The sequence below is a fragment of the Pseudomonas capsici genome (genome assembly GCF_017165765.1).
Taxonomy (GTDB): Bacteria; Pseudomonadota; Gammaproteobacteria; order Pseudomonadales; family Pseudomonadaceae; genus Aquipseudomonas; species Aquipseudomonas capsici.
On sequence record NZ_JAFGZD010000003.1, the window covers coordinates 163,062 to 184,319 of the forward strand.

The 21,258-nt window shown below is 60.3% G+C and carries 21 protein-coding genes; 19 read left to right on the forward strand and 2 right to left on the reverse strand.

Features of this window, described 5'->3' with window-relative positions; translation table 11 throughout:
* Nucleotides 1-208: 208 nt before the first annotated feature.
* The 7 genes from JSY17_RS05345 (at nucleotide 209) to murB (ending at nucleotide 6,622) form a co-directional block, all read left to right on the forward strand.
* Nucleotides 209-2,425, forward strand: a complete 2,217-nt coding sequence (locus tag JSY17_RS05345; protein WP_206402124.1) for a DNA internalization-related competence protein ComEC/Rec2 — start codon at nucleotides 209-211, stop codon at nucleotides 2,423-2,425.
* A gap of 81 nt (nucleotides 2,426-2,506) precedes the next feature.
* A complete protein-coding gene (locus tag JSY17_RS05350) occupies nucleotides 2,507-3,181 on the forward strand; it encodes a MotA/TolQ/ExbB proton channel family protein (RefSeq protein WP_117167377.1) in 675 nt (224 codons plus the stop codon).
* On the forward strand, nucleotides 3,178-3,609 hold the full coding sequence (locus tag JSY17_RS05355; RefSeq protein WP_025261022.1) for an ExbD/TolR family protein: 432 nt from the start codon (nucleotides 3,178-3,180) through the stop codon (nucleotides 3,607-3,609). The genes JSY17_RS05350 and JSY17_RS05355 overlap by 4 nt, the downstream gene beginning before the upstream one ends.
* Nucleotides 3,609-4,604: a tetraacyldisaccharide 4'-kinase gene (lpxK, locus tag JSY17_RS05360; protein ID WP_206402125.1), complete on the forward strand. Its 996-nt coding sequence runs from the start codon at nucleotides 3,609-3,611 to the stop codon at nucleotides 4,602-4,604. The genes JSY17_RS05355 and lpxK overlap by 1 nt, the downstream gene beginning before the upstream one ends.
* Before the next feature lie 17 nt (nucleotides 4,605-4,621).
* Nucleotides 4,622-4,807: a Trm112 family protein gene (locus JSY17_RS05365; protein ID WP_095067411.1), complete on the forward strand. Its 186-nt coding sequence runs from the start codon at nucleotides 4,622-4,624 to the stop codon at nucleotides 4,805-4,807.
* Entirely contained in the window at nucleotides 4,804-5,568 is a 765-nt protein-coding gene (gene kdsB, locus JSY17_RS05370) for a 3-deoxy-manno-octulosonate cytidylyltransferase (RefSeq protein WP_201014102.1), read from the forward strand. Before JSY17_RS05365 ends, kdsB begins: the two co-directional genes overlap by 4 nt.
* A gap of 34 nt (nucleotides 5,569-5,602) precedes the next feature.
* On the forward strand, nucleotides 5,603-6,622 hold the full coding sequence (gene murB / locus JSY17_RS05375; RefSeq protein ID WP_206402126.1) for a UDP-N-acetylmuramate dehydrogenase: 1,020 nt from the start codon (nucleotides 5,603-5,605) through the stop codon (nucleotides 6,620-6,622).
* A gap of 87 nt (nucleotides 6,623-6,709) precedes the next feature.
* On the opposite strand, the gene rne is transcribed toward murB, so the two are convergent.
* Nucleotides 6,710-9,871: a ribonuclease E gene (gene rne / locus JSY17_RS05380; RefSeq protein ID WP_206402127.1), complete on the reverse strand. Its 3,162-nt coding sequence runs from the start codon at nucleotides 9,869-9,871 to the stop codon at nucleotides 6,710-6,712.
* Between the two features lie 721 nt (nucleotides 9,872-10,592).
* On the opposite strand from rne, the gene rluC reads away from it, so the two are divergent.
* The 3 genes from rluC to sppA are packed head-to-tail and all read left to right on the forward strand — an operon-like array spanning nucleotide 10,593 to nucleotide 13,228.
* Nucleotides 10,593-11,549 carry a 23S rRNA pseudouridine(955/2504/2580) synthase RluC gene (gene rluC / locus JSY17_RS05385; RefSeq protein WP_117182882.1) on the forward strand — a complete coding sequence of 319 codons (957 nt, stop codon included), beginning with the start codon at nucleotides 10,593-10,595 and terminating at the stop codon, nucleotides 11,547-11,549.
* The gene (locus JSY17_RS05390; RefSeq protein ID WP_117182881.1) at nucleotides 11,539-12,201 is read left to right on the forward strand and encodes an HAD-IA family hydrolase; all 663 of its coding nucleotides are present in this window, start codon (nucleotides 11,539-11,541) and stop codon (nucleotides 12,199-12,201) included. The genes rluC and JSY17_RS05390 overlap by 11 nt, the downstream gene beginning before the upstream one ends.
* Nucleotides 12,202-12,226: 25 nt before the next feature.
* Nucleotides 12,227-13,228 carry a signal peptide peptidase SppA gene (gene sppA / locus JSY17_RS05395; protein ID WP_117167370.1) on the forward strand — a complete coding sequence of 334 codons (1,002 nt, stop codon included), beginning with the start codon at nucleotides 12,227-12,229 and terminating at the stop codon, nucleotides 13,226-13,228.
* A 51-nt stretch (nucleotides 13,229-13,279) separates the two neighbouring features.
* Here the strand turns inward: sppA and JSY17_RS05400 are convergent, their stop codons facing one another.
* Entirely contained in the window at nucleotides 13,280-13,858 is a 579-nt protein-coding gene (locus JSY17_RS05400) for a Maf family protein (RefSeq protein ID WP_206402128.1), read from the reverse strand.
* 106 nt (nucleotides 13,859-13,964) lie between these two features.
* Between JSY17_RS05400 and JSY17_RS05405 the strand changes: the two genes are divergently transcribed.
* From JSY17_RS05405 to mltG, 9 genes are all read left to right on the forward strand, one after another.
* Nucleotides 13,965-14,492, forward strand: a complete 528-nt coding sequence (locus JSY17_RS05405) for a YceD family protein (protein WP_117167368.1) — start codon at nucleotides 13,965-13,967, stop codon at nucleotides 14,490-14,492.
* 12 nt (nucleotides 14,493-14,504) lie between these two features.
* Nucleotides 14,505-14,687 (forward strand): 50S ribosomal protein L32, encoded by a 183-nt coding sequence (rpmF, locus tag JSY17_RS05410; RefSeq protein ID WP_003179396.1) that lies wholly within the window; start codon nucleotides 14,505-14,507, stop codon nucleotides 14,685-14,687.
* 4 nt (nucleotides 14,688-14,691) lie between these two features.
* Nucleotides 14,692-15,714 (forward strand): phosphate acyltransferase PlsX, encoded by a 1,023-nt coding sequence (gene plsX, locus JSY17_RS05415; protein ID WP_206402129.1) that lies wholly within the window; start codon nucleotides 14,692-14,694, stop codon nucleotides 15,712-15,714.
* Nucleotides 15,715-15,831: 117 nt separating this feature from the next.
* The gene (gene fabD / locus JSY17_RS05420) at nucleotides 15,832-16,770 is read left to right on the forward strand and encodes an ACP S-malonyltransferase (protein WP_200997842.1); all 939 of its coding nucleotides are present in this window, start codon (nucleotides 15,832-15,834) and stop codon (nucleotides 16,768-16,770) included.
* A gap of 15 nt (nucleotides 16,771-16,785) precedes the next feature.
* Complete coding sequence (gene fabG, locus JSY17_RS05425; RefSeq protein ID WP_117167365.1) at nucleotides 16,786-17,529, forward strand: 3-oxoacyl-ACP reductase FabG; 744 nt, start codon at nucleotides 16,786-16,788, stop codon at nucleotides 17,527-17,529.
* Nucleotides 17,530-17,720: 191 nt separating this feature from the next.
* Entirely contained in the window at nucleotides 17,721-17,957 is a 237-nt protein-coding gene (acpP, locus tag JSY17_RS05430) for an acyl carrier protein (RefSeq protein ID WP_025261008.1), read from the forward strand.
* A gap of 109 nt (nucleotides 17,958-18,066) precedes the next feature.
* Nucleotides 18,067-19,311 (forward strand): beta-ketoacyl-ACP synthase II, encoded by a 1,245-nt coding sequence (fabF, locus tag JSY17_RS05435; protein WP_117182877.1) that lies wholly within the window; start codon nucleotides 18,067-18,069, stop codon nucleotides 19,309-19,311.
* Nucleotides 19,311-20,126, forward strand: a complete 816-nt coding sequence (gene pabC, locus JSY17_RS05440) for an aminodeoxychorismate lyase (protein WP_206402130.1) — start codon at nucleotides 19,311-19,313, stop codon at nucleotides 20,124-20,126. Before fabF ends, pabC begins: the two co-directional genes overlap by 1 nt.
* 3 nt (nucleotides 20,127-20,129) lie before the next feature.
* Nucleotides 20,130-21,257, forward strand: coding sequence for an endolytic transglycosylase MltG (mltG, locus tag JSY17_RS05445; protein WP_117182875.1), 1,128 nt, complete (start codon nucleotides 20,130-20,132; stop codon nucleotides 21,255-21,257).
* Nucleotide 21,258 lies beyond the last annotated feature (1 nt).

A 21,258-nucleotide genomic window follows, 5' to 3' on the forward strand; every position in this document is an offset into this window, starting at 1 on the left:
TTTACATGCGTACCCCTGTGGGATGCGGCTTGCTGGCGAAAACGCCTGAAAACCGGCAGATATTCGGCGGCTGTACGCTGAAGTCGCCAGCAAGCTGCCTCCCACGGGGCGAACAGCCAGGCTGAAGAACAAAACCGGTAACACTCCATCCCGCCCATTTCTGTCCGTTGCGCTCATCCTTGAGGTCTCGCCGCTTTGAGGGATGTTCATGCGCACAGGGATGATCGCGCTTGCTCTGGGTCTGCTGGCCCTGCGTTTTTTGCCCGCGTTGCCTCCGGTATGGCTATTGCTGCTGATGCCGGTGCTGGCGTTGATGCTGCTGCCGTTTCGCAGTTATCCACTGGCACTTTTTCTGTTCGGACTCACCTGGGCCTGCGTGTCGGCAAAGTCGGCGCTGGACGATCGTCTGTTGCCGCGTCTCGATGGGCAGACCTTGTGGCTGCAAGGCAAGGTGGTCGGTCTGCCGGGTGCTGCGGAAGGTGTGGTGCGTTTCGAACTGGAGGATGCCTGGTCGCGACGAGCGAAGTTGCCGCAACGGATTCGCGTGGCCTGGTATGGCGGCCCCGAAGTGCGCAGCGGCGAGCGTTGGAAGCTGGCGGTCAAGCTCAAGCGTCCGGCCGGGCTGGCCAACCCCGATGCTTTCGATTATCAGGCCTGGTTGCTGGCCCAGCGTATTGGTGCCACCGGCACGGTGGTGGACGGGCAGTTGCTGTCACCCGCGCGTGCTGCCTGGCGTGACGGAATCCGGCAGCGTCTGCTGGCGGTCGAGGCCCATGGTCGTGAAGGCGGACTGGCGGCGCTGGTGCTGGGCGACGGCTCGGGCCTCTCGGCTGCCGACTGGCAGGTGCTGCAGGACACCGGCACCGTGCATCTGTTGGTGATATCCGGTCAGCACATCGGTCTGCTGGCCGGGGTGGTCTATCTGCTGGTCGCGGGGCTGGCTCGTCGGGGATTGTGTCCACGCTTCCTGCCCTGGCTGCCATGGGCCTGCGGTCTGGCATTCGTGGCGGCGCTGGGGTATGGCCTGCTGGCCGGGTTCGATGTGCCGGTGCGTCGTGCCTGCATCATGGTCGCCATGGTGTTGCTCTGGCGTTTGCGCTTCCGGCATCTGGGGCTGTTCTTGCCACTGCTGGTGTCGCTCGATCTGGTCCTGATCTTCGAGCCTCTGGTCAGTCTGCAGCCGGGCTTTTGGCTGTCGTTCTCGGCAGTGGCGATTCTGATTCTGATCTTCGGCGGGCGTCTCGGGGCCTGGGGCTGGTGGCAGAGCTGGACGCGGGCACAATGGTTGATCGCCATTGGTCTTCTGCCGATGTTGCTGGCCCTGAACCTGCCGGTCAGCATTAGTGGCCCGCTGGCCAACCTGCTGGCGGTGCCCTGGGTCAGCCTGATCGTATTGCCTCCTGCATTACTCGGGACGCTGCTGTTGCCCATCCCCGTGATTGGCGAAGGTTTGCTCTGGCTGGCCGGTGCCGCACTGGAAGGATTATTCGTTGTTCTGGGCCGGGTTGCCGATATCCGGCCTGCCTGGCTGCCAGGCACGGTGCCGGTCTGGGCCTGGGTGATGAGCCTGCTGGGCGCTCTGTTGCTATTGATGCCCCAGGGCATGCCCATGCGTCTGTTGGGTTGGCCACTGTTATTGCTGTGCGTTTTCCCGCCGCTCAAGCCGGTGCCGCACGGGCAGGTCGAGGTGCTGCACCTGGATGTCGGGCAAGGGCTGGCGATTCTCTTGCGCACCCGCCATCACACGCTGCTGTATGACGCCGGGCCGCGTTTCGGGGAGTTCGATATCGGCCAGCGGGTGGTTCTGCCTGCCATTCGCAAGAGCGGTGTGGGCAAGCTGGACCTGATGCTGCTCAGCCATGCCGACGCCGATCATGCCGGTGGTGCGCTGGCGGTCCATGCCGCACTGCCGGTCATGCGAGTGCTGGGTGGAGAGCTGGCAAGGCTTGATCCTCGACTCAATGCCCAACTGTGTCGCAACGATGAAACCTGGGAATGGGATGGTGTGCGTTTTGCGACCTGGCGCTGGGAGCAGGCCGAGGAGGGCAATCAGTCGTCCTGCATGTTGAGTGTCGAGGCCGGGGGAGAGCGCTTGCTGCTGACCGGCGATATCGATGTGCAAGCCGAGCAGGCTGTGCTGAGCAGCGGTTTCGATCTGCGCGCCCATTGGTTGCAGGCCCCGCATCATGGCAGCCGGACCTCTTCTTCCAAGCGGTTTCTGCGTGCAGTGGCACCGGTTGGCGTGCTGATCTCCCGTGGACGCAACAATGCCTTCGGCCATCCTCATCCGCTGGTGATGGCGCGCTATCGATGGCACGGGATCAAGAGCTACGACAGTGCCGAGCTGGGCGCTATCGGACTGCAACTGGGTACTTTCGGCCAACCCCGTGCAGAGCGGGGCAGGCAGCGTTTCTGGCGTGACTGAATGCGCGGATGTTCATCTCGGGCTTCGGACAGCCGCCGACCCTATGTTAGAGTGGCGCCAATTTTTCAGGGAGTGGTTACTGTGTGGGAACTGGTCAAATCTGGCGGCTGGATGATGTTGCCGATCATTTTGAGTTCCATCGCCGCTGCCGGCATCATCATTGAGCGTCTGTGGACGTTGCGTGCCAGCCGCATAACGCCGCCGCATCTGCTGGGTCAGGTCTGGCAGTGGATTCAGGAAAAGAAACTCGACAGCGAAAAGCTCAAGCAACTGCGCAGCGATTCGCCGCTGGGTGAAATCCTGGCTGCGGGGCTGGCCAACTCCAAGCATGGTCGCGAGATCATGAAAGAGTGCATCGAAGAAGCTGCCGCCCGGGTCATCCATGATCTGGAGCGCTATCTCAGTGCCCTGGGTTCCATCGCCGCCATGGCGCCTCTGTTGGGGCTGCTGGGTACGGTGCTGGGCATGATCGATATCTTCGGCTCGTTCAACAGTTCGGGTGCCACGGCCAATGCCGGTGCGCTGGCCGGCGGTATTTCCAAGGCGCTGATCTGTACGGCCTCGGGCCTGATCGTCGCGATTCCGGCGATTTTCTTCCATCGTTTCCTGCAAAGCCGCGTCGATGAGCTGGTGGTCGGCATGGAGCAGCAGGCCATTCGCCTCGTGGAAGTGGTGCAGGGCGATCGTGATGTCGATCTGGTGGATGCGCCGGTCGATCTGAAATCCCAGGCCCGTACCGGGGGCAAGAAGAAGTGAAATTTCGCCGTCGCAAGCCTCGGGAGAACATCGACATCAACCTTGTGTCGTTGATCGACGTGGTGTTTATCCTGTTGCTGTTTTTCATTGTCACCACGACATTCACCCGTGAAACCCAGTTGCGTGTGGATCTGCCGCAGGCGGTGACAGGTACTCCGGATACCGAGGCCAACCTCAAGCATCTGGATATCGCCATCAATGCCGACGGCCTGTTTTCCCTGAACAACCAATTGCTGCCGAAAAACGATCTGGCAACCCTGATCGAAGCACTGCAACGTGAGTCGGCGGGCGATACCAGCCTGCCGCTGTCGATCAGTGCCGATGGCAAGACTCCCCACCAATCGGTCATTACGGCCATGGATGCCGCAGGCAAACTGGGTTTCAGCCATTTGCGCATGACCACAGTCGAGGCCAACCAGGCTAACTGATGGCACTTACCGATCGTTTGCTTGATGCCTGGTACAAAGGCCATCCGGCGCTGGCGCTGTTGCGTCCCCTCGAGAGCCTTTACCGGCGCGTCGTGAACGGCAAGCGCGAGCGTTTCCTGGCCGGTGAGGGTGACATCTATCGGTCGCCGGTGCCGGTCGTGGTGGTGGGCAACATTACCGTGGGCGGCACCGGCAAGACGCCACTGATCCTGTGGATGATCGAACACTGTCGCAGCCGCGGGCTGCGGGTCGGAGTGGTCAGTCGCGGTTACGGAGCCAAACCGCCAAGCCTGCCATGGCGGGTGCTGCCGCAGCAGAGTGCCGACGAGGCGGGCGACGAGCCGCTGCTGATCGTGCAGCGTTGCGGTGTGCCGCTGATGATCGACCCTGATCGCAGCAGTGCCGTGCGCGCCTTGCTGGCTGCCGAGCCGCTGGACCTGATCCTCAGTGACGACGGCTTGCAGCATTACCGTCTGGCCCGTGATCTTGAACTGGTGCTGATCGACGCGGCGCGGGGGCTGGGCAACCGTCGTTGCTTGCCCGCCGGTCCGTTGCGCGAGCCGGTGGAGCGGTTGAGCAGTGTCGATGCCTTGCTCTATAACGGCGCCCTTGAAGATCGCGACGATGGCTATGGCTTTGTGCTCAAGCCTTCGGCCCTGATCAACCTGCGCAGTGGCGAGCGTCAGCCGGTGGATTACTTCCCGGCCGGTCAGGCGCTGCATGCCGTGGCAGGCATCGGTAATCCGCAACGTTTCTTCAATACCCTCGAAGGATTACACTGGCGGCCTGTACCCCACGCTTTTGCCGACCATGCGGTCTACAGCGCGCAAACGCTTGCCTTCACGCCATCGCTGCCCGTGATCATGACCGAGAAGGATGCCGTGAAATGCCGGTCCTTCGCGGCCGATGACTGGTGGTATCTGGCAGTGGATGCAGTGCCGGGTGCTGCCTTCGTCAACTGGTTCGATGAGCAGCTGACACGTCTTTTTCCATAATTGCCTCAGGAGTCCCCATGGACACCAAACTGCTCGATATCCTCGCTTGCCCGATCAGCAAAGGACCGCTGAAGCTCAGTGCCGACAAGACCGAACTGATCAGCAAGGGCGCAGGCCTGGCTTACCCGATTCGCGATGGCATCCCGGTAATGCTGGAAACCGAAGCCCGCACCCTGACTGCCGAAGAGCGTCTGGATAAATGACAGCGGCGTTCACGGTAGTCATCCCGGCGCGTTTCGGCTCCAGCCGTTTTCCCGGCAAGCCGCTGAAAACCATTGCGGGCAAGCCGATGATCCAGCATGTCTGGGAGCAGGCCTGTAAAAGCAGCGCCGAACGTGTCGTGGTTGCCACCGATGACGGGCGGATTTTCGAGGCCTGTCAGGCATTCGGTGCCCAGGTGCTGATGACCCGTGACGATCACAATTCCGGCACCGACCGCCTGGCTGAAGTAGCCGGGCAGTTGGGGCTGGCGGCTGATGCCATTGTGGTCAATGTCCAGGGTGACGAGCCGATGATCCCGCCAGCGGTCATCGATCAGGTGGCGGCCAATCTTGCGGCGCATCCTGAAGCGGGGATTGCGACCCTTGCCGAGCCGGTGGACGATGTCGCTGCGCTGTTCAATCCGAATGTGGTCAAGGTGGTCGCGGATGTAAACGGCCTGGCCCTGACTTTCAGTCGGGCACCATTGCCTTGGGCACGTGATGCGCTGGCCAGCAACCGGGATGTGTTGCCTGAAGGCGTGCCTTACCGCCGGCATATCGGTATCTATGCCTACCGTGCCGGTTTCCTGCATGACTTTGTCGGTTGGGGGCCTTGCTGGCTGGAGAACACCGAAAGCCTGGAGCAGTTGCGAGCGCTCTGGAATGGTGTGCGCATTCATGTGGCCGATGCCGTGCAAACCCCGCCTGCCGGTGTCGATACACCTGAAGACCTCGAGCGTGTAAGGCGCTTGCTGGAGATTTGATGTCTGTTCGTCTTGTTCAATCGAAGGTAAGCGCATGACCCTGCAGGTGCAGTCCGGTGTTTCCCTCAAACCCTTCAATACCTTTGGCGTTGACGTGCAGGCGCAACTGTTCGCCGAGGCCCGTGACGATCAGGAAGTGCGTCAGGCCCTGGCCTACAGCGCCGAGCATGACGTGCCTCTGCTGGTGATCGGCGGTGGCAGCAATCTGTTGCTGACCGATGACGTCCGGGCGCTGGTGCTGCGCATGGCCAGTCGCGGGATTCGTATCGTCAAGGAAGACTGCACGCAGGGCATTGTCGAAGCCGAGGCGGGCGAGCCCTGGCATCCATTCGTGCAGTCATGCCTGCAACTGGGTTTTTCCGGGCTGGAAAACCTGAGCCTGATTCCCGGCACGGTGGGTGCCGCCCCGATGCAGAACATCGGTGCCTATGGCGTCGAGATCAAGGATGTCTTCCATAGCCTGACGGCGATGGATCGCCACAGCGGCGAGTTGTGCGAGTTTTCCCTGGAAGACTGCCGGTTCGGTTACCGCGACAGCATATTCAAGCAAAACCCTGATCGCTGGCTGATCCTGCGTGTGCGCTTTACCTTGCAGCGTGCGCCTTCCCTGCATCTGGAGTATGGGCCGGTTCGCCAGCGTCTGGACGATATGGGCATCAAGGAGCCGACGCCCTTTGATGTCAGTCGCGCCATCTGCGAGATCCGCAGTGAAAAGCTGCCGGACCCTGCGCTGCTGGGTAATGCCGGAAGCTTCTTCAAGAACCCGCTGGTCACCGCCGAGCAGAGCGAGGCCATCAAGCGCAATTATCCGGGCGTGGTGGGTTATCCCCAGGCCGATGGCCGTGTGAAGCTGGCGGCTGGCTGGTTGATCGAACAGGCTGGCTGGAAAGGGTTTCGCGAAGGCGATGCCGGCGTGCATGCCTTGCAGTCGCTGGTGCTGGTCAATCATGGTCGGGCCACAGGGCTGCAATTGCTGAGCCTTGCCCGTCGCATTCAGGCCGATATTGCCGAGCGTTTTGGTGTGGAGCTGGAGATGGAGCCCAATCTGTATTGAGGCTGCGCTTTCGCAAGAGCGTGCTGCGCTGAAACGGCAGACACAAAAAAGCCCTACCTGCTCACACAGGTAGGGCTTTTTCATGGATCAGACGAGTGGTTTAGGCTCGGTCTCTTCCTTGGCCTGAGGCTGTTGCTGAGCAGCAACGGCTTCTTCGGCCTTTTCTTCGGTTGCCGCTTCGGCAGGTGCTGCTTCAGTGTTGCTGGCAGCAGCCTGTTCGGCTTCCTGACGACGACGCTCTTCTTCCTCGCGCTTGCGGCGACGAACTTCGCGTGGGTCGTTCGGTGCACGGCCATTGCTGCTGACCGGCAGGGCTGGAGTTTCAGCCACTACGACAGGAGCAGGTTCGGCTTGCGGTGCAGGCTCTGGCTCGACGGCCTGTGGTGCTGCGTAAGGAGCTGGCTCCTCTTTGACAAGCACAGGCTCGGCGGCTGGTGCAGGCACTGGCAGCTCGGTGGACTCGGTGGCAGGCACGTCTGCCGGAGCAGGAGTCTCTACCGCAACTTCCGGAGTCGGCTCTGGTGTCGGCGTGAACGGCACGACATTTTCAGCCCGCGGTGCTTCGAACAGTTCAGCCTGGGTCGCACGTGCTGGCGCCTCAACTGCTGCTGGTTGCACTTCCACTTCAGGTGCTGCTTCGGCTTTTACAACTGTATCGGCAACAGGCGCTTCAACGGCCGGGGCCTCTACAACCGGAGTTTCTACAGCCTGAGCTTCGACTGGCTGAGCTTCGGCAGCAGGTGCTTCGACGACAGGTGCGGGCGCTTCAGGCGTTGCCTCGACAGGCGTTTCAACGGCTGCGTTGGCGATTTCTGCCTGACGGTTAGCTTGTGCCTCGGCCGGGGCGCTGATTACGCCGGCAGCGACTGCTGCGGTAACGGCCTGAGCTGTATCGTCACTGTTTTCGTTTTCTTCGGAGCCTTCGATCACATTGCCGTTGGCATCACGCTGACGCTCGCGACGGTTGCTGCGACGACGCTGACCGCGGGAGCGACGACGAGGGCGTTCGCCTTCGCTGCCTTCCTGATTGTCTTCGCTGGCCAGTTCTTCGTTGTTCAGCAGTTCTTCTTCGCTGACCGCTGCTGCGGCCTGCTCGGCGCGTGGCTGACGCTCTTCGCGAGGCGGGCGTGGCTGACGTTCTTCACGTGGAGCGCGCTCGGGACGTTCTTCACGGGCTGCGGCTGGCGCTGCATCCAGAGGTTCGCGCAGTTCACGTACAGGACGCTCTTCGCCGCGTGGCTTGCGCTCACGAGGTGCGCGCTCTTCGCGTGGTGCACGAGCCTGGCGTTCTTCGCGCGGAGCCGAATCTTCACGGACTTCGCGAGGTTCGCGTGGGGCGCGCTCTTCACGAGGAGCACGTTCTTCGCGCGGTGCGCGCTCGGCACGCTCTTCACGTGGCGCACGTTCTTCACGCGGCTTGCGCTCTTCGTCGCGACGGTTGTTGCGGCCACGGCTCTGTTGACGACCGTTGCGACGCTCTTCGTTGCGGGCAGGGCGTTCGCTGGCAGGTTTTTCCACGACTACCGGTGCAGCTGGCTCTTCCTTGGTGGCGAACAGGCTCACCAGGGATTTCACCAGGCCCTTGAACAGGCTTGGCTCGTGAGCGGCAGGCGCAGCGACCGGGGCGGCTGCCTGGGCTGGAACCGGTGCGTTGGCGCGTGCCGGTGCAGTCTTGACCGCCGCTTCCTGACGAACCAGGGTGCGGGTGGCGGCAGCTTGTGGTGCCATCTCTTCCACTTCGGCAGCGGCAGCGGCGATTTCGTAGCTGGACTGGTTGTTGTGGGCTTCCGGGCTGTCATCGCGCAGACGCTGGACTTCGAAGTGCGGCGTTTCCAGATGATCGTTCGGCAGGATGATGATGCGGGCGCGAGTGCGCAGTTCGATCTTGGTGATCGAGTTGCGTTTTTCGTTGAGCAGGAATGCGGCGACCGGGATCGGCACCTGGGCGCGTACTTCGGCAGTACGGTCTTTCAGGGCTTCTTCTTCGATCAGGCGCAGGATGGCCAGCGACAGGGACTCGACGTCACGGATGATGCCGGTGCCGTTGCAGCGCGGGCAGACGATGCCGCTGCTTTCGCCCAGGGAAGGGCGCAGGCGCTGACGGGACATTTCCAGCAGGCCGAAGCGCGAGATGCGACCGACCTGAACGCGGGCGCGGTCGGCTTCCAGGCTTTCGCGGACCTTTTCTTCCACGGCGCGCTGGTTCTTGGCAGGGGTCATGTCGATGAAGTCGATGACGATCAGGCCGCCGATGTCGCGCAGGCGCAACTGACGGGCGATTTCTTCGGCTGCTTCGAGGTTGGTCTGCAGGGCGGTTTCTTCGATGTCGCTGCCTTTGGTGGCGCGCGCCGAGTTGATGTCGATGGACACCAGGGCTTCGGTCGGATCGATGACGATGGAGCCGCCGGAAGGCAGTTCGACGACGCGCTGGAAGGCGGTTTCGATCTGGCTTTCGATCTGGAAGCGGTTGAACAGCGGAACGCTGTCTTCGTACAGCTTGATCTTGCTGGCGTACTGCGGCATCACCTGACGGATGAAGGTCAGGGCTTCTTCCTGGGCTTCGATGCTGTCGATCAGGACTTCACCGATGTCCTGGCGCAGGTAGTCGCGGATGGCGCGGATGATGACGTTGCTTTCCTGGTAGATCAGGAATGGCGCGGCACGATCCTGGGACGCTTCCTTGATGGCGGTCCAGAGTTGCAGCAGGTAGTCGAGGTCCCACTGCATCTCTTCGCTGCTGCGGCCAAGGCCGGCGGTGCGAACGATCAGGCCCATGTCGGCAGGAGCGATCAGGCCGTTGAGGGCTTCGCGCAGTTCGTTGCGCTCTTCGCCTTCGATGCGGCGCGAAATGCCACCGGCACGCGGGTTGTTGGGCATCAGGACCAGATAACGGCCAGCCAGGCTGATGAAGGTGGTCAGGGCTGCGCCCTTGTTGCCACGCTCTTCCTTTTCGACCTGGACGATGACTTCCTGGCCTTCGCTCAGGACGTCCTTGATGTTCACGCGACCTTCGGGAGACTTCTTGAAGTATTCGCGGGAGATTTCCTTGAGGGGCAGGAAGCCGTGGCGCTCAGAGCCGAAATCGACAAAGGCAGCCTCCAGGCTTGGCTCGATGCGGGTGATCCGGCCTTTATAGATATTGGCCTTCTTCTGCTCGCGTGCACCGGACTCGATGTCCAGGTCGTAGAGGCGCTGGCCGTCTACCAGAGCAACACGCAACTCTTCGGGTTGAGTTGCGTTAATCAGCATTCTTTTCATGTAGTACCGTCGGTTTCCGGGCTGCCGGAAACGGCGTTCGGCACACACGACTTCTCACGGTCGGTGTCAGGGCGCGTCAAGAGTGTATGGACACTCCATTGTCTAGCGATGTTCTCGATCAGAATCGAAGAGTCGCGACGACGTTTCCTGTTTGCTGGGGTGACCAAAGGCACCCTTTACAGCAAAAACTTTGTCAGGAGGAGGAATCGACCATCGGTAGCGGACGAGATGAAGCGTCTAGAACAAGCCTTGTGCTACACAGTCCGATGGTTGTGCATCTCCACCCTACACGTATCCCTGATAATTCGGGTGCTGCCGTGCGCAGAATCCGCAGCGGGTTGGCATTTACCGCGAGCTTCTATGGGAAGTTCGCGCATCATTGCTTGAGGCGTTGTTCCCGAAACATTCGCTCGTAGCGTCTGGAAGCGACTGCACTTTGTGAACTGGCCGTGAATTGTGCGCGCGGAAGGCGAGTGGTTGCTCTGCGATCTGGCGTGTTTCAGGCCTCATGTCACCTGCGCTCGTTACGTTTCCAGCGTGCTCCGTTGTCACCGAACGCCTCGTAGGACGGCCTCCCGTCCTCGTGAATTGCGTTGGTCAGGGCCGGTTGTCAACCGTTTGTCCGCTGTCCGGCCGCTTTTGGCGGCGTTCGCGACTATAGCAGCAATCATTAAGTGCTTCAAATCCATAAAAAATTGTTATGATTTGCCGCATGACGAATATTGCCCCCCCAACCCCCGGCGTTCAGCTGGTAGAGGTTGCCCCGGAACTTGCCGGTCAACGCATCGATAACTTTCTGATCACTTATCTCAAGGGTGTGCCCAAGACCTTGATTTACCGCATTTTGCGCAAAGGCGAAGTGCGTGTGAACAAGGGGCGGATCAAGCCCGAGTACAAGTTGCAGGCGGGCGACATCGTGCGCGTTCCGCCTGTGCGTGTGCCTGAGCGTGATGAGCCGGTACCGGTTGCACAAGGTCTTTTGCAGCGCCTCGAGGCGGCCATTGTCTACGAAGACAAGGCTCTGATCGTGATCAACAAGCCGGCCGGCATTGCCGTGCATGGCGGCAGCGGTCTGAATTTCGGAGTCATCGAAGCCTTTCGCCAGTTGCGTCCCGACGCCAAGGAGCTTGAGCTTGTGCACAGGCTGGATCGCGACACTTCCGGTCTGCTGATGATTGCCAAGAAGCGCAGCATGTTGCGCCACCTGCATGCCGCCCTGCGCGGCGACGGTGTCGACAAGCGCTACATGGCGCTGGTGCGCGGGCACTGGGCGACGGCCCGGAAGCAGGTCAATGCGCCGCTGCTCAAAAGCAATCTGCGTTCCGGCGAGCGCATGGTCGAGGTCAACGACGAAGGCAAGGAGGCCCTGACGATTTTCAAGGTCCTGCGCCGCTTCGGTGATTTCGCGACCATGGTCGAGGCCAAGCCCGTTACCGGTCGCACCCATCAGATTCGTGTTCACACATTGCATGCCGGGCATTCGATTGCCGGCGATACCAAGTATGGCGATGAGGATTTCAGTCGCGAGATTCGCGATCTGGGCGGCAAGCGCCTGTTCCTGCATGCCTATATGCTGACCGTGCCATTGCCCGATGGTGGCGAACTGAAGTTGCAGGCCCCGGTCGATGAGATGTGGGCCGGGACCGTGGAGCGTTTGAGTGCGTCGTGATTATGATCTGCTGATTTTCGATTGGGATGGCACCTTGGCTGATTCGGTCGGTCGTATCGTCCAGGCCATGCGTACGGCGGCGGTGCAGGGCGAGATGGAAGTGCGTGACGATCAGGCGATCAAGGGCATTATCGGCCTTGGTCTGCCGGAGGCGATCCGCACGCTCTACCCGCACATTACACCGAGCGATCTGCTCGAGTTCCGCCAGCGTTATGCCGACAGCTATATGGAAATGGACAAGGTGCCATCGCCTCTGTTTGCCGGCGTGCGCGAGTCCATCGAGGCCTTTCGCGAGGAGGGCTACCGGATTGCTGTTGCCACGGGCAAGGCGCGTCGCGGTCTTGATCGGGTCCTGAAGTCCAATGACTGGCTGGATTACTTCGATATCACCCGGGCTGCCGACGAAACCGCCAGCAAGCCCGACCCGTTGATGTTGCACGAGATCATGGCTCATTGTGGCGTAGGGCCGGAGCGTTCCCTGATGGTGGGTGATTCGTCCTTCGATCTGCTGATGGCGCGTAACGCTGGCATGGATTCGGTGGCGGTCGGTTATGGCGCTCAGTCCATGGCTTCTTTGCTCGAATTTCAGCCGCGTCTGGCCATCGAGAGTTTTCCTGAGTTGCGCACCTGGTTGAGTGGGCGTGGCGTTTAGTCTTTGCGGTTGGAGTGAGTGAGATATGTCTGACGAATGGAAAGCGCCTTCCTCGCAGAAAGCGGATGACGCCGCTGGCAAGGAAGATGCAAAGAGCTGGAAGCTGTTGGAAAAGACGCTGCTGGCGGGTGTTCAGGAGCAGCGTCGGGCGCGTCGCTGGGGCATTTTCTTCAAATTCCTGACCTTTGCCTATCTGTTCACTATGTTGCTGCTGTTCACGCCGCTGATGGATATGGAAAAGAGCGCTTCGCGCGGCGCAAGCCACACCGCACTGATCGAAGTGCAGGGCATGATTGCCGATAAGGAATCGGCCAGCGCCGACAATATTGTCGGCAGCCTGCGCACCGCTTTCGAGGACTCCAAGACCAAGGGCGTGATCCTGCGCATCAACAGTCCGGGCGGCAGTCCTGTGCAGTCGGGTTATGTCTACGACGAAATCCGCCGCCTGCGTGCCGAGAAGCCGAATATCAAGGTGTATGCGGTCATTACCGATCTGGGCGCTTCGGGTGCCTATTACATTGCCAGTGCCGCTGACCAGATTTACGCCGACAAGGCCAGTCTGGTGGGGTCCATCGGTGTGACGGCAGCCGGTTTCGGTTTTGTCGGGACCATGGAAAAGCTGGGCGTGGATCGTCGGACCTACACCTCGGGCGAGCACAAGGCATTTCTTGATCCGTTCCAGCCACAGAAGGCTGACGAAACGCAGTTCTGGCAGAGCGTGCTGGATACTACCCATCGCCAGTTCATCGCCAGCGTCAAGCAGGGTCGTGGCGATCGTCTGAAGGACAAGGATCATCCCGAGTTGTTCTCGGGGCTGGTCTGGACCGGCGAGCAGGCTCTGGCGCTGGGGCTGATCGATGGCCTGGGCAGTTCGAGCTATGTGGCGCGTGAAGTGATCGGAGAAAAGGAAATCGTCGACTACACCATTCAGGAGTCGCCTTTTGACCGCTTCTCCAAGAAGCTGGGTGCCAGTATCGCGGAGCGGATTGCAATGTGGGCCGGATTCAACGGGCCGACGTTGCGCTGATCTCTGCTGTGTCAGACAACCCGACCAATGGTCGGGTTGTCTGTTTTCGGGTCAGGGGATGCTCACGCCTTCATTTATAAGCATGTCCACCAGACGAATCAGTGGCAGGCCGATCAGGCTGGTGGCGTCGCTGCCCTCGGTGCTGCGAAACAGGCTGACCCCGAGCCCTTCGGCCTTGAAGCTCCCAGCGCAGTCGAAAGGCTGCTCGGCGTGCAGGTAACGCTCGATGCTGTCCCGGTCCAGAGTGCGCATGTGGACGCTGAAAGGCACGTAGTCGACCTGACAGTGGCCGGTTCTGCTGTTGAACAGAGCCAGGCCTGTGAGGAAGGTGACGGTAGTGCCGCTGGCGGCAGATAGTTGTTCCAGGGCGCGTTCGAAGGTATGAGGCTTGCCCAGAATCCGGTCGCCGAGTACGGCAACCTGATCGGAGCCGATGATCAGATGGTCCTGAAAGTCGCTGGCAAGTGCCTGCGCCTTTTCCCGGGCGAGGCGTTGCACAAGGTCGATAGCACTCTCTTGCGGGTGGCGGCTTTCGTCGATATCCGGTGACTTGCAGACGAATGGCAGGCGCAGGCGCTCCAGAAGTTCGCGACGATAAGGGGAGCTGGAGGCGAGAAGCAGGGATGGCATACGGTTCTCCTTGGGCTGGCCCTCGATTCTAATGAGAGGCCCGAGTTGCGAACAGGCCTGAATTTCCTTTGACATGCCAAGGGGGCATCCCTAGAATGCTGCGCCTATGTTGAATGACCCGATTCCACCTCACGTTGACCCGCGCAAATTGGCTGATCGTGGCACTACCCTTCAAGGTGAAGTGCTGCTGGCCGATTTGGAGAGACTCTGCGACCCGCTTGCCGACAATGTCGGTACGGTGCAGGCGAAATTCGTTTTTGAGCGTGACGAGCGCCGGTCTGTGGTTATCCACAGTTCCATCGACGTCCCGGTCAAGATGGTTTGCCAGCGTTGTCTTGAGCTGGTCACCCTGCCGATCCATAGCGAATGCAGTTACGCGGTGGTGAAGGAGGGTGCGAATACCCAGTCGTTACCGAAAGGTTATGACGTGCTGGAACTGGGCGAAGATCCATTGGATCTGCTGGCATTGATCGAGGAGGAGCTTTTGCTCGCCTTGCCGATTGTGCCTGCTCATCATCCGGAAGAATGCCAGCAACCGGCGGGTCTCGATGAGCCCGAACCGAGCGTGGACGAGGTAACGCGGTCCAACCCGTTCAGTGTATTGGCGCAGTTAAAGCGTGACCCAAACGTTTAGGAGTTAATCATTATGGCTGTTCAGCAGAACAAAAAATCCCGCTCTGCCCGTGACATGCGTCGTTCGCACGATGCTCTTGAGGCAAGCACCCTGTCCGTAGAAAAGACCACTGGTGAAGTTCACCTGCGTCACCACGTATCGCCAGAAGGCGTATACCGTGGCCGTAAAGTGATCGACAAGGGCGCTGACGAGTAATTTCTTGTCCGCTCCGATCATTGCGATCGACGCAATGGGCGGGGACTTCGGTCCCCGCAACATTGTTCAGGCAAGCCTCGCGTGCCTGACTGCTACGCCCTCGCTTCATCTGGCCCTTGTCGGCCAAGCTCCCCTTATTGAAGAACTGATCGCCCGCCATTCCGGTGTGGATCGCTCGCGCCTGCATATTGTTCATGCAAGTGAAGTGGTCACCATGGATGAGCGTCCGTCCCAGGCATTGCGCGGCAAGCCTGACTCCTCGATGCGTGTCGCTCTCGGGTTGGTAGCCGATGGTCAGGCTCAGGCCTGTGTCAGTGCTGGCAATACCGGTGCATTGATGGCATTGTCGCGATTTGTGCTCAAGACCTTGCCGGGCATCGACAGGCCGGCGATGGTTGCCGCCATTCCCACGCGCAGCGGCTATTGTCAGTTGCTGGACCTGGGGGCCAACGTCGACTGTTCGGCCGAGGCTCTTTATCAGTTCGCGGTCATGGGAGCGGTCGTGGCCGAATCGCTCGGGGTCGTGAATCCCAGGGTTGCCTTGCTCAATGTCGGCACCGAGGACATCAAGGGCAATCAGCAGGTGAAGCAGGCGGCCGCCTTGTTGCAGGCGGCCAGTGGGCTCAACTACATCGGTTTCGTCGAGGGCGATGGCCTGTATCGCGGCGAGGCGGACGTGGTGGTCTGCGACGGTTTTGTCGGCAATGTGCTGCTCAAGTCCAGCGAAGGGCTGGCGACCATGATCGTTGCGCGAATGGATGAGTTGTTCAGGCGCAGCCTGATGGCCAAGGCGGTCGGGGTTCTGGCGATGCCTTTATTGAAGCGTCTGCAGGCCGAGCTGGCACCTGCAAGACACAATGGCGCAAGTCTGCTGGGTTTGCAGGGGATTGTGGTCAAGAGTCATGGCTCGGCCAGTGCCCAGGGGTTCGAAAGTGCGATCCGCAGGGCGCTGATCGAGGTCCGGGAAAACCTGCCGCAACGCCTGAGCGGACGGCTTGAAGTGTTGCTTCAGGGGCGGGATTCCTGAAAATGTGACGCAATCGACTGGCCAGTCATCCAAACGTGCAGTCATGCAAATTTGAATTCCTGCGTTCGGCATGCCCGGATGCCTATTTTCGACGACAACAATTCAGGGGCCTGTTACATGTCTGCATCCCTCGCATTCGTCTTTCCGGGTCAAGGATCGCAATCGCTCGGCATGCTCGCCGAGCAGGGCGCACAGCATCCGTTGATCCTCGACACTTTTGAGCAGGCATCCGATGCCCTGGGCTATGACCTCTGGGCTCTGATCCAGCAAGGTCCGGTCGAGTCCCTCAACCAGACCGACAAGACCCAGCCTGCCATTCTGACGGCGTCCGTTGCCCTGTGGCATGTGTGGCTGGCCGAAGGTGGTGCGGTTCCGGCGTTCGTGGCCGGTCACAGCCTGGGCGAGTACAGTGCGCTGGTTGCCGCGCAGAGCCTCAGCCTTGCCGATGCGGTCAGGCTGGTGGAGCGTCGTGGTCAACTGATGCAGGAAGCTGTTCCGGCCGGTCAGGGCGGCATGGCTGCCATCCTGGGTCTGGACGATGCCGATGTCATCGCCGCCTGCGCCGAAGCCGCGCAGGGCGAAGTGGTCAGTGCCGTGAATTTCAACTCGCCGGGCCAGGTCGTCATTGCCGGTGCCGCCGAGGCGGTGAAGCGTGCAATGGAGTTGTGCAAGGCCCGTGGCGCAAAACGTGCGTTGCCATTGCCGGTCAGCGTTCCGTCCCACTGTGAGCTGATGCGCCCGGCTGCCGAGCGCTTTGCCGAGTCCATCGAGGCTGTCGAGTGGCAAGCGCCTGTCATATCTCTGGTGCAGAATGTCAGCGCCGCTGCCGTGAACGATCTGGCCACGCTCAAGCGTGATCTGCTGGAACAGTTGTACAAGCCGGTGCGCTGGGTGGAGTCCATCCAGACCCTGGCGAGCCATGGTGCGACCCAGTTGGTGGAATGTGGGCCGGGCAAGGTGTTGGCTGGTCTGAACAAGCGTTGCGCCGAAGGCGTGATTACCTACAACCTGGATACCCCGGACGCCTTTGCCGCCGCTCGTGCGGCACTGGCCTGATTAGGAGAAGCTTGCATGAGCCTGCAAGGTAAAGTTGCACTGGTGACTGGCGCCAGTCGTGGAATTGGTCAAGCCATTGCCCTGGAATTGGGGCGCAATGGCGCAATCGTTGTGGGGACCGCGACCTCTGAGTCCGGTGCCGAGCGTATCTCTGCGACATTCAAGGAAAACGGCATCGAAGGCTTCGGCCTGGCGCTGGATGTGTGCAATGCCGAGTCCGTTGATTCGGTGCTGGCCACCATTCAGGAGCGTGTCGGTGCACCGCTGATTCTGGTCAACAATGCCGGTATTACCCGGGACAACCTGATGATGCGGATGAAAGATGACGAATGGCATGATGTAGTAAACACCAACCTGAACAGTCTGTTCCGCCTGTCCAAGGGTGTATTGCGTGGCATGACCAAGGCTCGCTGGGGTCGTATCATCAGCATTGGCTCGGTTGTCGGTGCCATGGGCAACGCAGGTCAAGTAAACTACGCCTCTGCCAAGGCCGGTCTGGAAGGTTTCAGTCGTGCGCTGGCTCGTGAAGTCGGTTCCCGTGCCGTGACCGTCAACTCGGTGGCACCAGGCTTCATCGATACAGACATGACGCGCGAGCTGCCTGAGGCTCAGCGTCAGTCCCTGATCACTCAGATCCCTCTGGCGCGTCTGGGTCAGGCTGAAGAGATTGCACATGTTGTCGCTTTTCTTGCGTCGGAAGGCGCAGGCTACGTTACCGGGGCTACAATCCCGGTTAACGGCGGGATGTACATGAGCTGAGAGTGGATGTTCGTTTCAAAAAGTGTCATGCGAGCTGTCTGAAATCCGTTGTAAAACTGCAATCTACAAATAGGCAACTGGCGGGTGAGGTTCGGTGGAGGAGCGTGAAGCTTGAAATCAGCAAAACCTCTTCTATACACTTACCCTCTGGCCAGATGCCTGAATATTTCCACTAGGAGTTAAAACTAGGTATGAGCACCATCGAAGAGCGCGTCAAGAAAATCGTTGCCGAGCAACTTGGCGTCAAGGAAGAAGAAGTCGTTAACACCGCTTCCTTTGTTGAAGACCTGGGTGCTGACTCCCTGGACACCGTTGAGCTGGTAATGGCTCTGGAAGAGGAATTCGAGACCGAAATCCCTGACGAAGAAGCGGAAAAGATCACCACCGTTCAAGCTGCTATCGATTACGTCAACAGCCACCAGGGCTAAGACTTTGTAATCGTTGTTGCTGTGATGTGAAAACCGCACTGCTCTTACCGGCGTGCGGTTTTTTCTTTGAAAAAGCGATGTTTTGTCAACAATAGAGAAGGAGAGTCCTGTGTCGCGTAGACGCGTCGTGGTCACCGGGATGGGCATGCTTTCGCCATTGGGTAATGATGTACCCAGCAGTTGGCAGGGTATTCTGGCAGGCCGCAGTGGCATTGGCCTTATCGAGCACACTGACCTTTCGGCCTTCACCACCCGCTTTGGTGGTTCGGTCAAAGGCTTCAATGTCGAAGAATACCTGGCGCCGAAGGAAGCGCGTCGGCTCGATCTCTTTATTCAATACGGCCTGGCAGCCAGCTTTCAGGCTGTGCGCAATGCGGGTCTCGAAGTCACGGATGCCAACCGTGAACGCATTGGCGTTGCCATGGGTTCGGGTATCGGTGGTCTGACCAACATCGAAAACAGCAGCCGTCTGCTGCACGAGCAGGGGCCAGGGCGGATTTCTCCGTTTTTCGTGCCGGGCTCGATCATCAACATGATTTCCGGGTTCCTGTCCATCCATCTGGGGGCACAGGGTCCTAACTACTCCATCGCCACGGCCTGTACCACTGCGACTCATTGCATCGGCATGGCTGCGCGCAATATCGCCTATGACGAAGCTGACGTCATGATCGCCGGTGGTGCCGAAATGGCGGCCTGTGGCCTGGGCATGGGCGGCTTCGGTGCGGCGCGTGCGCTCTCTACCCGCAACGACGATCCGGCACGTGCCAGCCGTCCGTGGGACAAGGGGCGCGACGGTTTCGTTCTTTCCGATGGCGCAGGTGCTCTGGTGCTCGAAGAACTCGAACACGCCAGGGCGCGTGGTGCGACCATCTATGCCGAGCTGGTCGGTTTCGGCATGAGCGGTGACGCCTATCACATGACTTCGCCACCCGAAGACGGTGCCGGTGCGGCACGTTGCATCGTCAATGCGCTGCGCGATGCGAAGCTCAATGTCGAGCAGGTCCAGTACATCAACGCTCACGGCACTTCGACGCCAGCGGGCGACCTGGCTGAAGCTTCGGCGATCAAGTCGGTGTTCGGCGATCACGCCTACAAGCTGGCGGTCAGTTCCACCAAGTCCATGACCGGTCACCTGCTGGGTGCCGCGGGCGCGGTCGAGGCGATTTTCAGTGTCCTGGCGATTGCCGATCAGGTCGCTCCGCCGACCATCAACCTGGATGAGCCGGACGAAGGCTGTGATCTGGACTTCGTGCCTCATGAGGCGCGTCGCATGCCGATCGATGTTGCAGTCTCCAACTCCTTCGGATTTGGCGGTACCAATGGCTCGCTGGTGTTCCGTCGGTTCGGCGAGTGATGCTCGCCTGGGTTGACGGTTGCCCCGAAGATTCTCTGTCCCTCAGGGACAGAGGTCTGGCCTATGGCGATGGTGTGTTTGAAACCATCGCCGTGAGCAAGAGCCTGCCGTTGCTGTTCGAGCGGCATCTGCAGCGCCTTGAAACATCCTGTGATCGTCTGGCCATTCCTGTCGATCACAGTCTGCTTCGTACTGAAATGACCCGCTTCGCCGCGCAACTGGGCGACGGGGTCATGAAACTGATTCTGACCCGCGGCGACAGTCAGCGCGGTTACGCGCCAGCCCCCGATACGCAGTCCCGGCGCATTCTGCAGGGCTCTGCGGCTCCGGCGTACCCGACGGCCCATGCCGAGCAGGGCGTACGTCTTTTCCCCTGCAAGACCCGTCTGGCCGAGCAGCCTCTGCTGGCCGGCATCAAACATCTGAATCGCCTGGAGCAAGTGCTGGCCCGCTCCGAGTGGCAGGACGGTGAGCATGCCGAAGGTCTGATGTGCGATACCTCCGGTCGTGTGATCGAAGGTGTGTACAGCAATCTGTTTCTGGTTCGCGAGGGCGTCCTGCTGACGGCTGATCTGAGTCGTTGCGGCGTTGCAGGCGTGATGCGGGCCGAGTTGCTGGATCAGGCACGAAATCAGGGTATTGCTGTCGATATCCGTGACCTGCACTTGTCCGACCTTGAACAGGCGGATGAGCTGTTTCTGTGCAATAGCGTTTATGGCGTGTGGCCAGTGCGTGGCTTTTCAAGGCTGAACTGGCCGGTTGGTCCGCTCACCCGTAAACTGCAGGATATTGCTCGAGCACTTCTGGATAACTGATTCGTGATCCGAAAAATACTGGTATTGCTGGAAATCGCTGTGGTCCTGGCAGGGCTGACGCTGGGCTTTGCCTGGTGGAAGCAGCGGGAAGCCTTGAACCAGCCCCTGAATGTCACTCAGGAACAATTGCTGGACGTACCTGCCGGTTCTTCACCGTCTCTGGTGCTCAATCGTCTGCAGGCTGACGGTGTGATCAAGGACGCCTTCTGGTTGCGTCTTTACTGGCGTTTCAATCTGGCCGAGCAGCCGCTGCACAGCGGTGAATACCGCATGACGCCGGGCATGGACGTACAGGCCCTGTTTGGTGTGTGGAAGCGCAAGGAGGTCGTGCAGTACAGCCTGACCCTGGTGGAGGGCTGGAACTTCCGCCAGGTTCGCGCCGCACTGGCCAAACAGCCCAAGCTCGAACAGAGCCTGGCCGGGTTGAGCGACAAGGAGTTGATGGCCAGACTCGGGCATCCCGATGTCTTCCCTGAAGGCCGCTTCTTTCCCGACACCTACCGCTATGTGCGTGGCATGAGCGATGCCGATCTGCTCAAGCAGGCCTACAACCGTCTGGAAGACGTGCTGGAGGAGGAGTGGAGCAAGCGGGCTGCGGACTTGCCTTACAAGGATCCGTACGAAGCCTTGATCATGGCCTCGCTGGTGGAAAAGGAAACCGGCGTACCTCGCGAGCGCGGTGAAATTGCCGGTGTGTTCGTTCGTCGTCTGGGGTTGGGCATGATGCTGCAGACCGACCCGACGGTGATCTATGGCATGGGTGAGCGCTACAACGGCAAACTGACCCGCGCCCACCTGAAAGAGGCGACGCCTTACAACACCTACGTCATTTCCGGCCTGCCGCCGACACCGATTGCTCTGGCTGGACGCGAGGCCATCAATGCGGCTCTCAATCCCGTATCGGGCACCAGTCTGTACTTCGTGGCGAAGGGCGATGGCAGCCATGTATTCTCCGACGATCTGGATGCCCATAATGCCGCAGTGCGCGAATACCAGCTCAAGCGCCGTGCAGATTACCGATCCAGCCCGGCACCGGCTCCGGTGGCACCGGCCGGATCCGGCTCGACTCCCACAGAGTCCGAACCCGCGGCTGCGCCCGATGCGCCGCCCGGCGATTCGGCCTCGCAATGAA

Coding starts and splice junctions, on each gene's coding strand:
- JSY17_RS05345 (WP_206402124.1), top strand. CDS start 209: ATGCGCACAGGGATGATCGCGCTTGCTCTGGGTCTGCTGGCCCTGCGT.
- lpxK (WP_206402125.1), top strand. CDS start 3,609: ATGGCACTTACCGATCGTTTGCTTGATGCCTGGTACAAAGGCCATCCG.
- JSY17_RS05365 (WP_095067411.1), top strand. CDS start 4,622: ATGGACACCAAACTGCTCGATATCCTCGCTTGCCCGATCAGCAAAGGA.
- kdsB (WP_201014102.1), top strand. CDS start 4,804: ATGACAGCGGCGTTCACGGTAGTCATCCCGGCGCGTTTCGGCTCCAGC.
- murB (WP_206402126.1), top strand. CDS start 5,603: ATGACCCTGCAGGTGCAGTCCGGTGTTTCCCTCAAACCCTTCAATACC.
- rne (WP_206402127.1), bottom strand. CDS start 9,871: ATGCTGATTAACGCAACTCAACCCGAAGAGTTGCGTGTTGCTCTGGTA.
- rluC (WP_117182882.1), top strand. CDS start 10,593: ATGACGAATATTGCCCCCCCAACCCCCGGCGTTCAGCTGGTAGAGGTT.
- sppA (WP_117167370.1), top strand. CDS start 12,227: ATGTCTGACGAATGGAAAGCGCCTTCCTCGCAGAAAGCGGATGACGCC.
- JSY17_RS05400 (WP_206402128.1), bottom strand. CDS start 13,858: ATGCCATCCCTGCTTCTCGCCTCCAGCTCCCCTTATCGTCGCGAACTT.
- JSY17_RS05405 (WP_117167368.1), top strand. CDS start 13,965: ATGTTGAATGACCCGATTCCACCTCACGTTGACCCGCGCAAATTGGCT.
- rpmF (WP_003179396.1), top strand. CDS start 14,505: ATGGCTGTTCAGCAGAACAAAAAATCCCGCTCTGCCCGTGACATGCGT.
- fabD (WP_200997842.1), top strand. CDS start 15,832: ATGTCTGCATCCCTCGCATTCGTCTTTCCGGGTCAAGGATCGCAATCG.
- fabG (WP_117167365.1), top strand. CDS start 16,786: ATGAGCCTGCAAGGTAAAGTTGCACTGGTGACTGGCGCCAGTCGTGGA.
- acpP (WP_025261008.1), top strand. CDS start 17,721: ATGAGCACCATCGAAGAGCGCGTCAAGAAAATCGTTGCCGAGCAACTT.
- pabC (WP_206402130.1), top strand. CDS start 19,311: ATGCTCGCCTGGGTTGACGGTTGCCCCGAAGATTCTCTGTCCCTCAGG.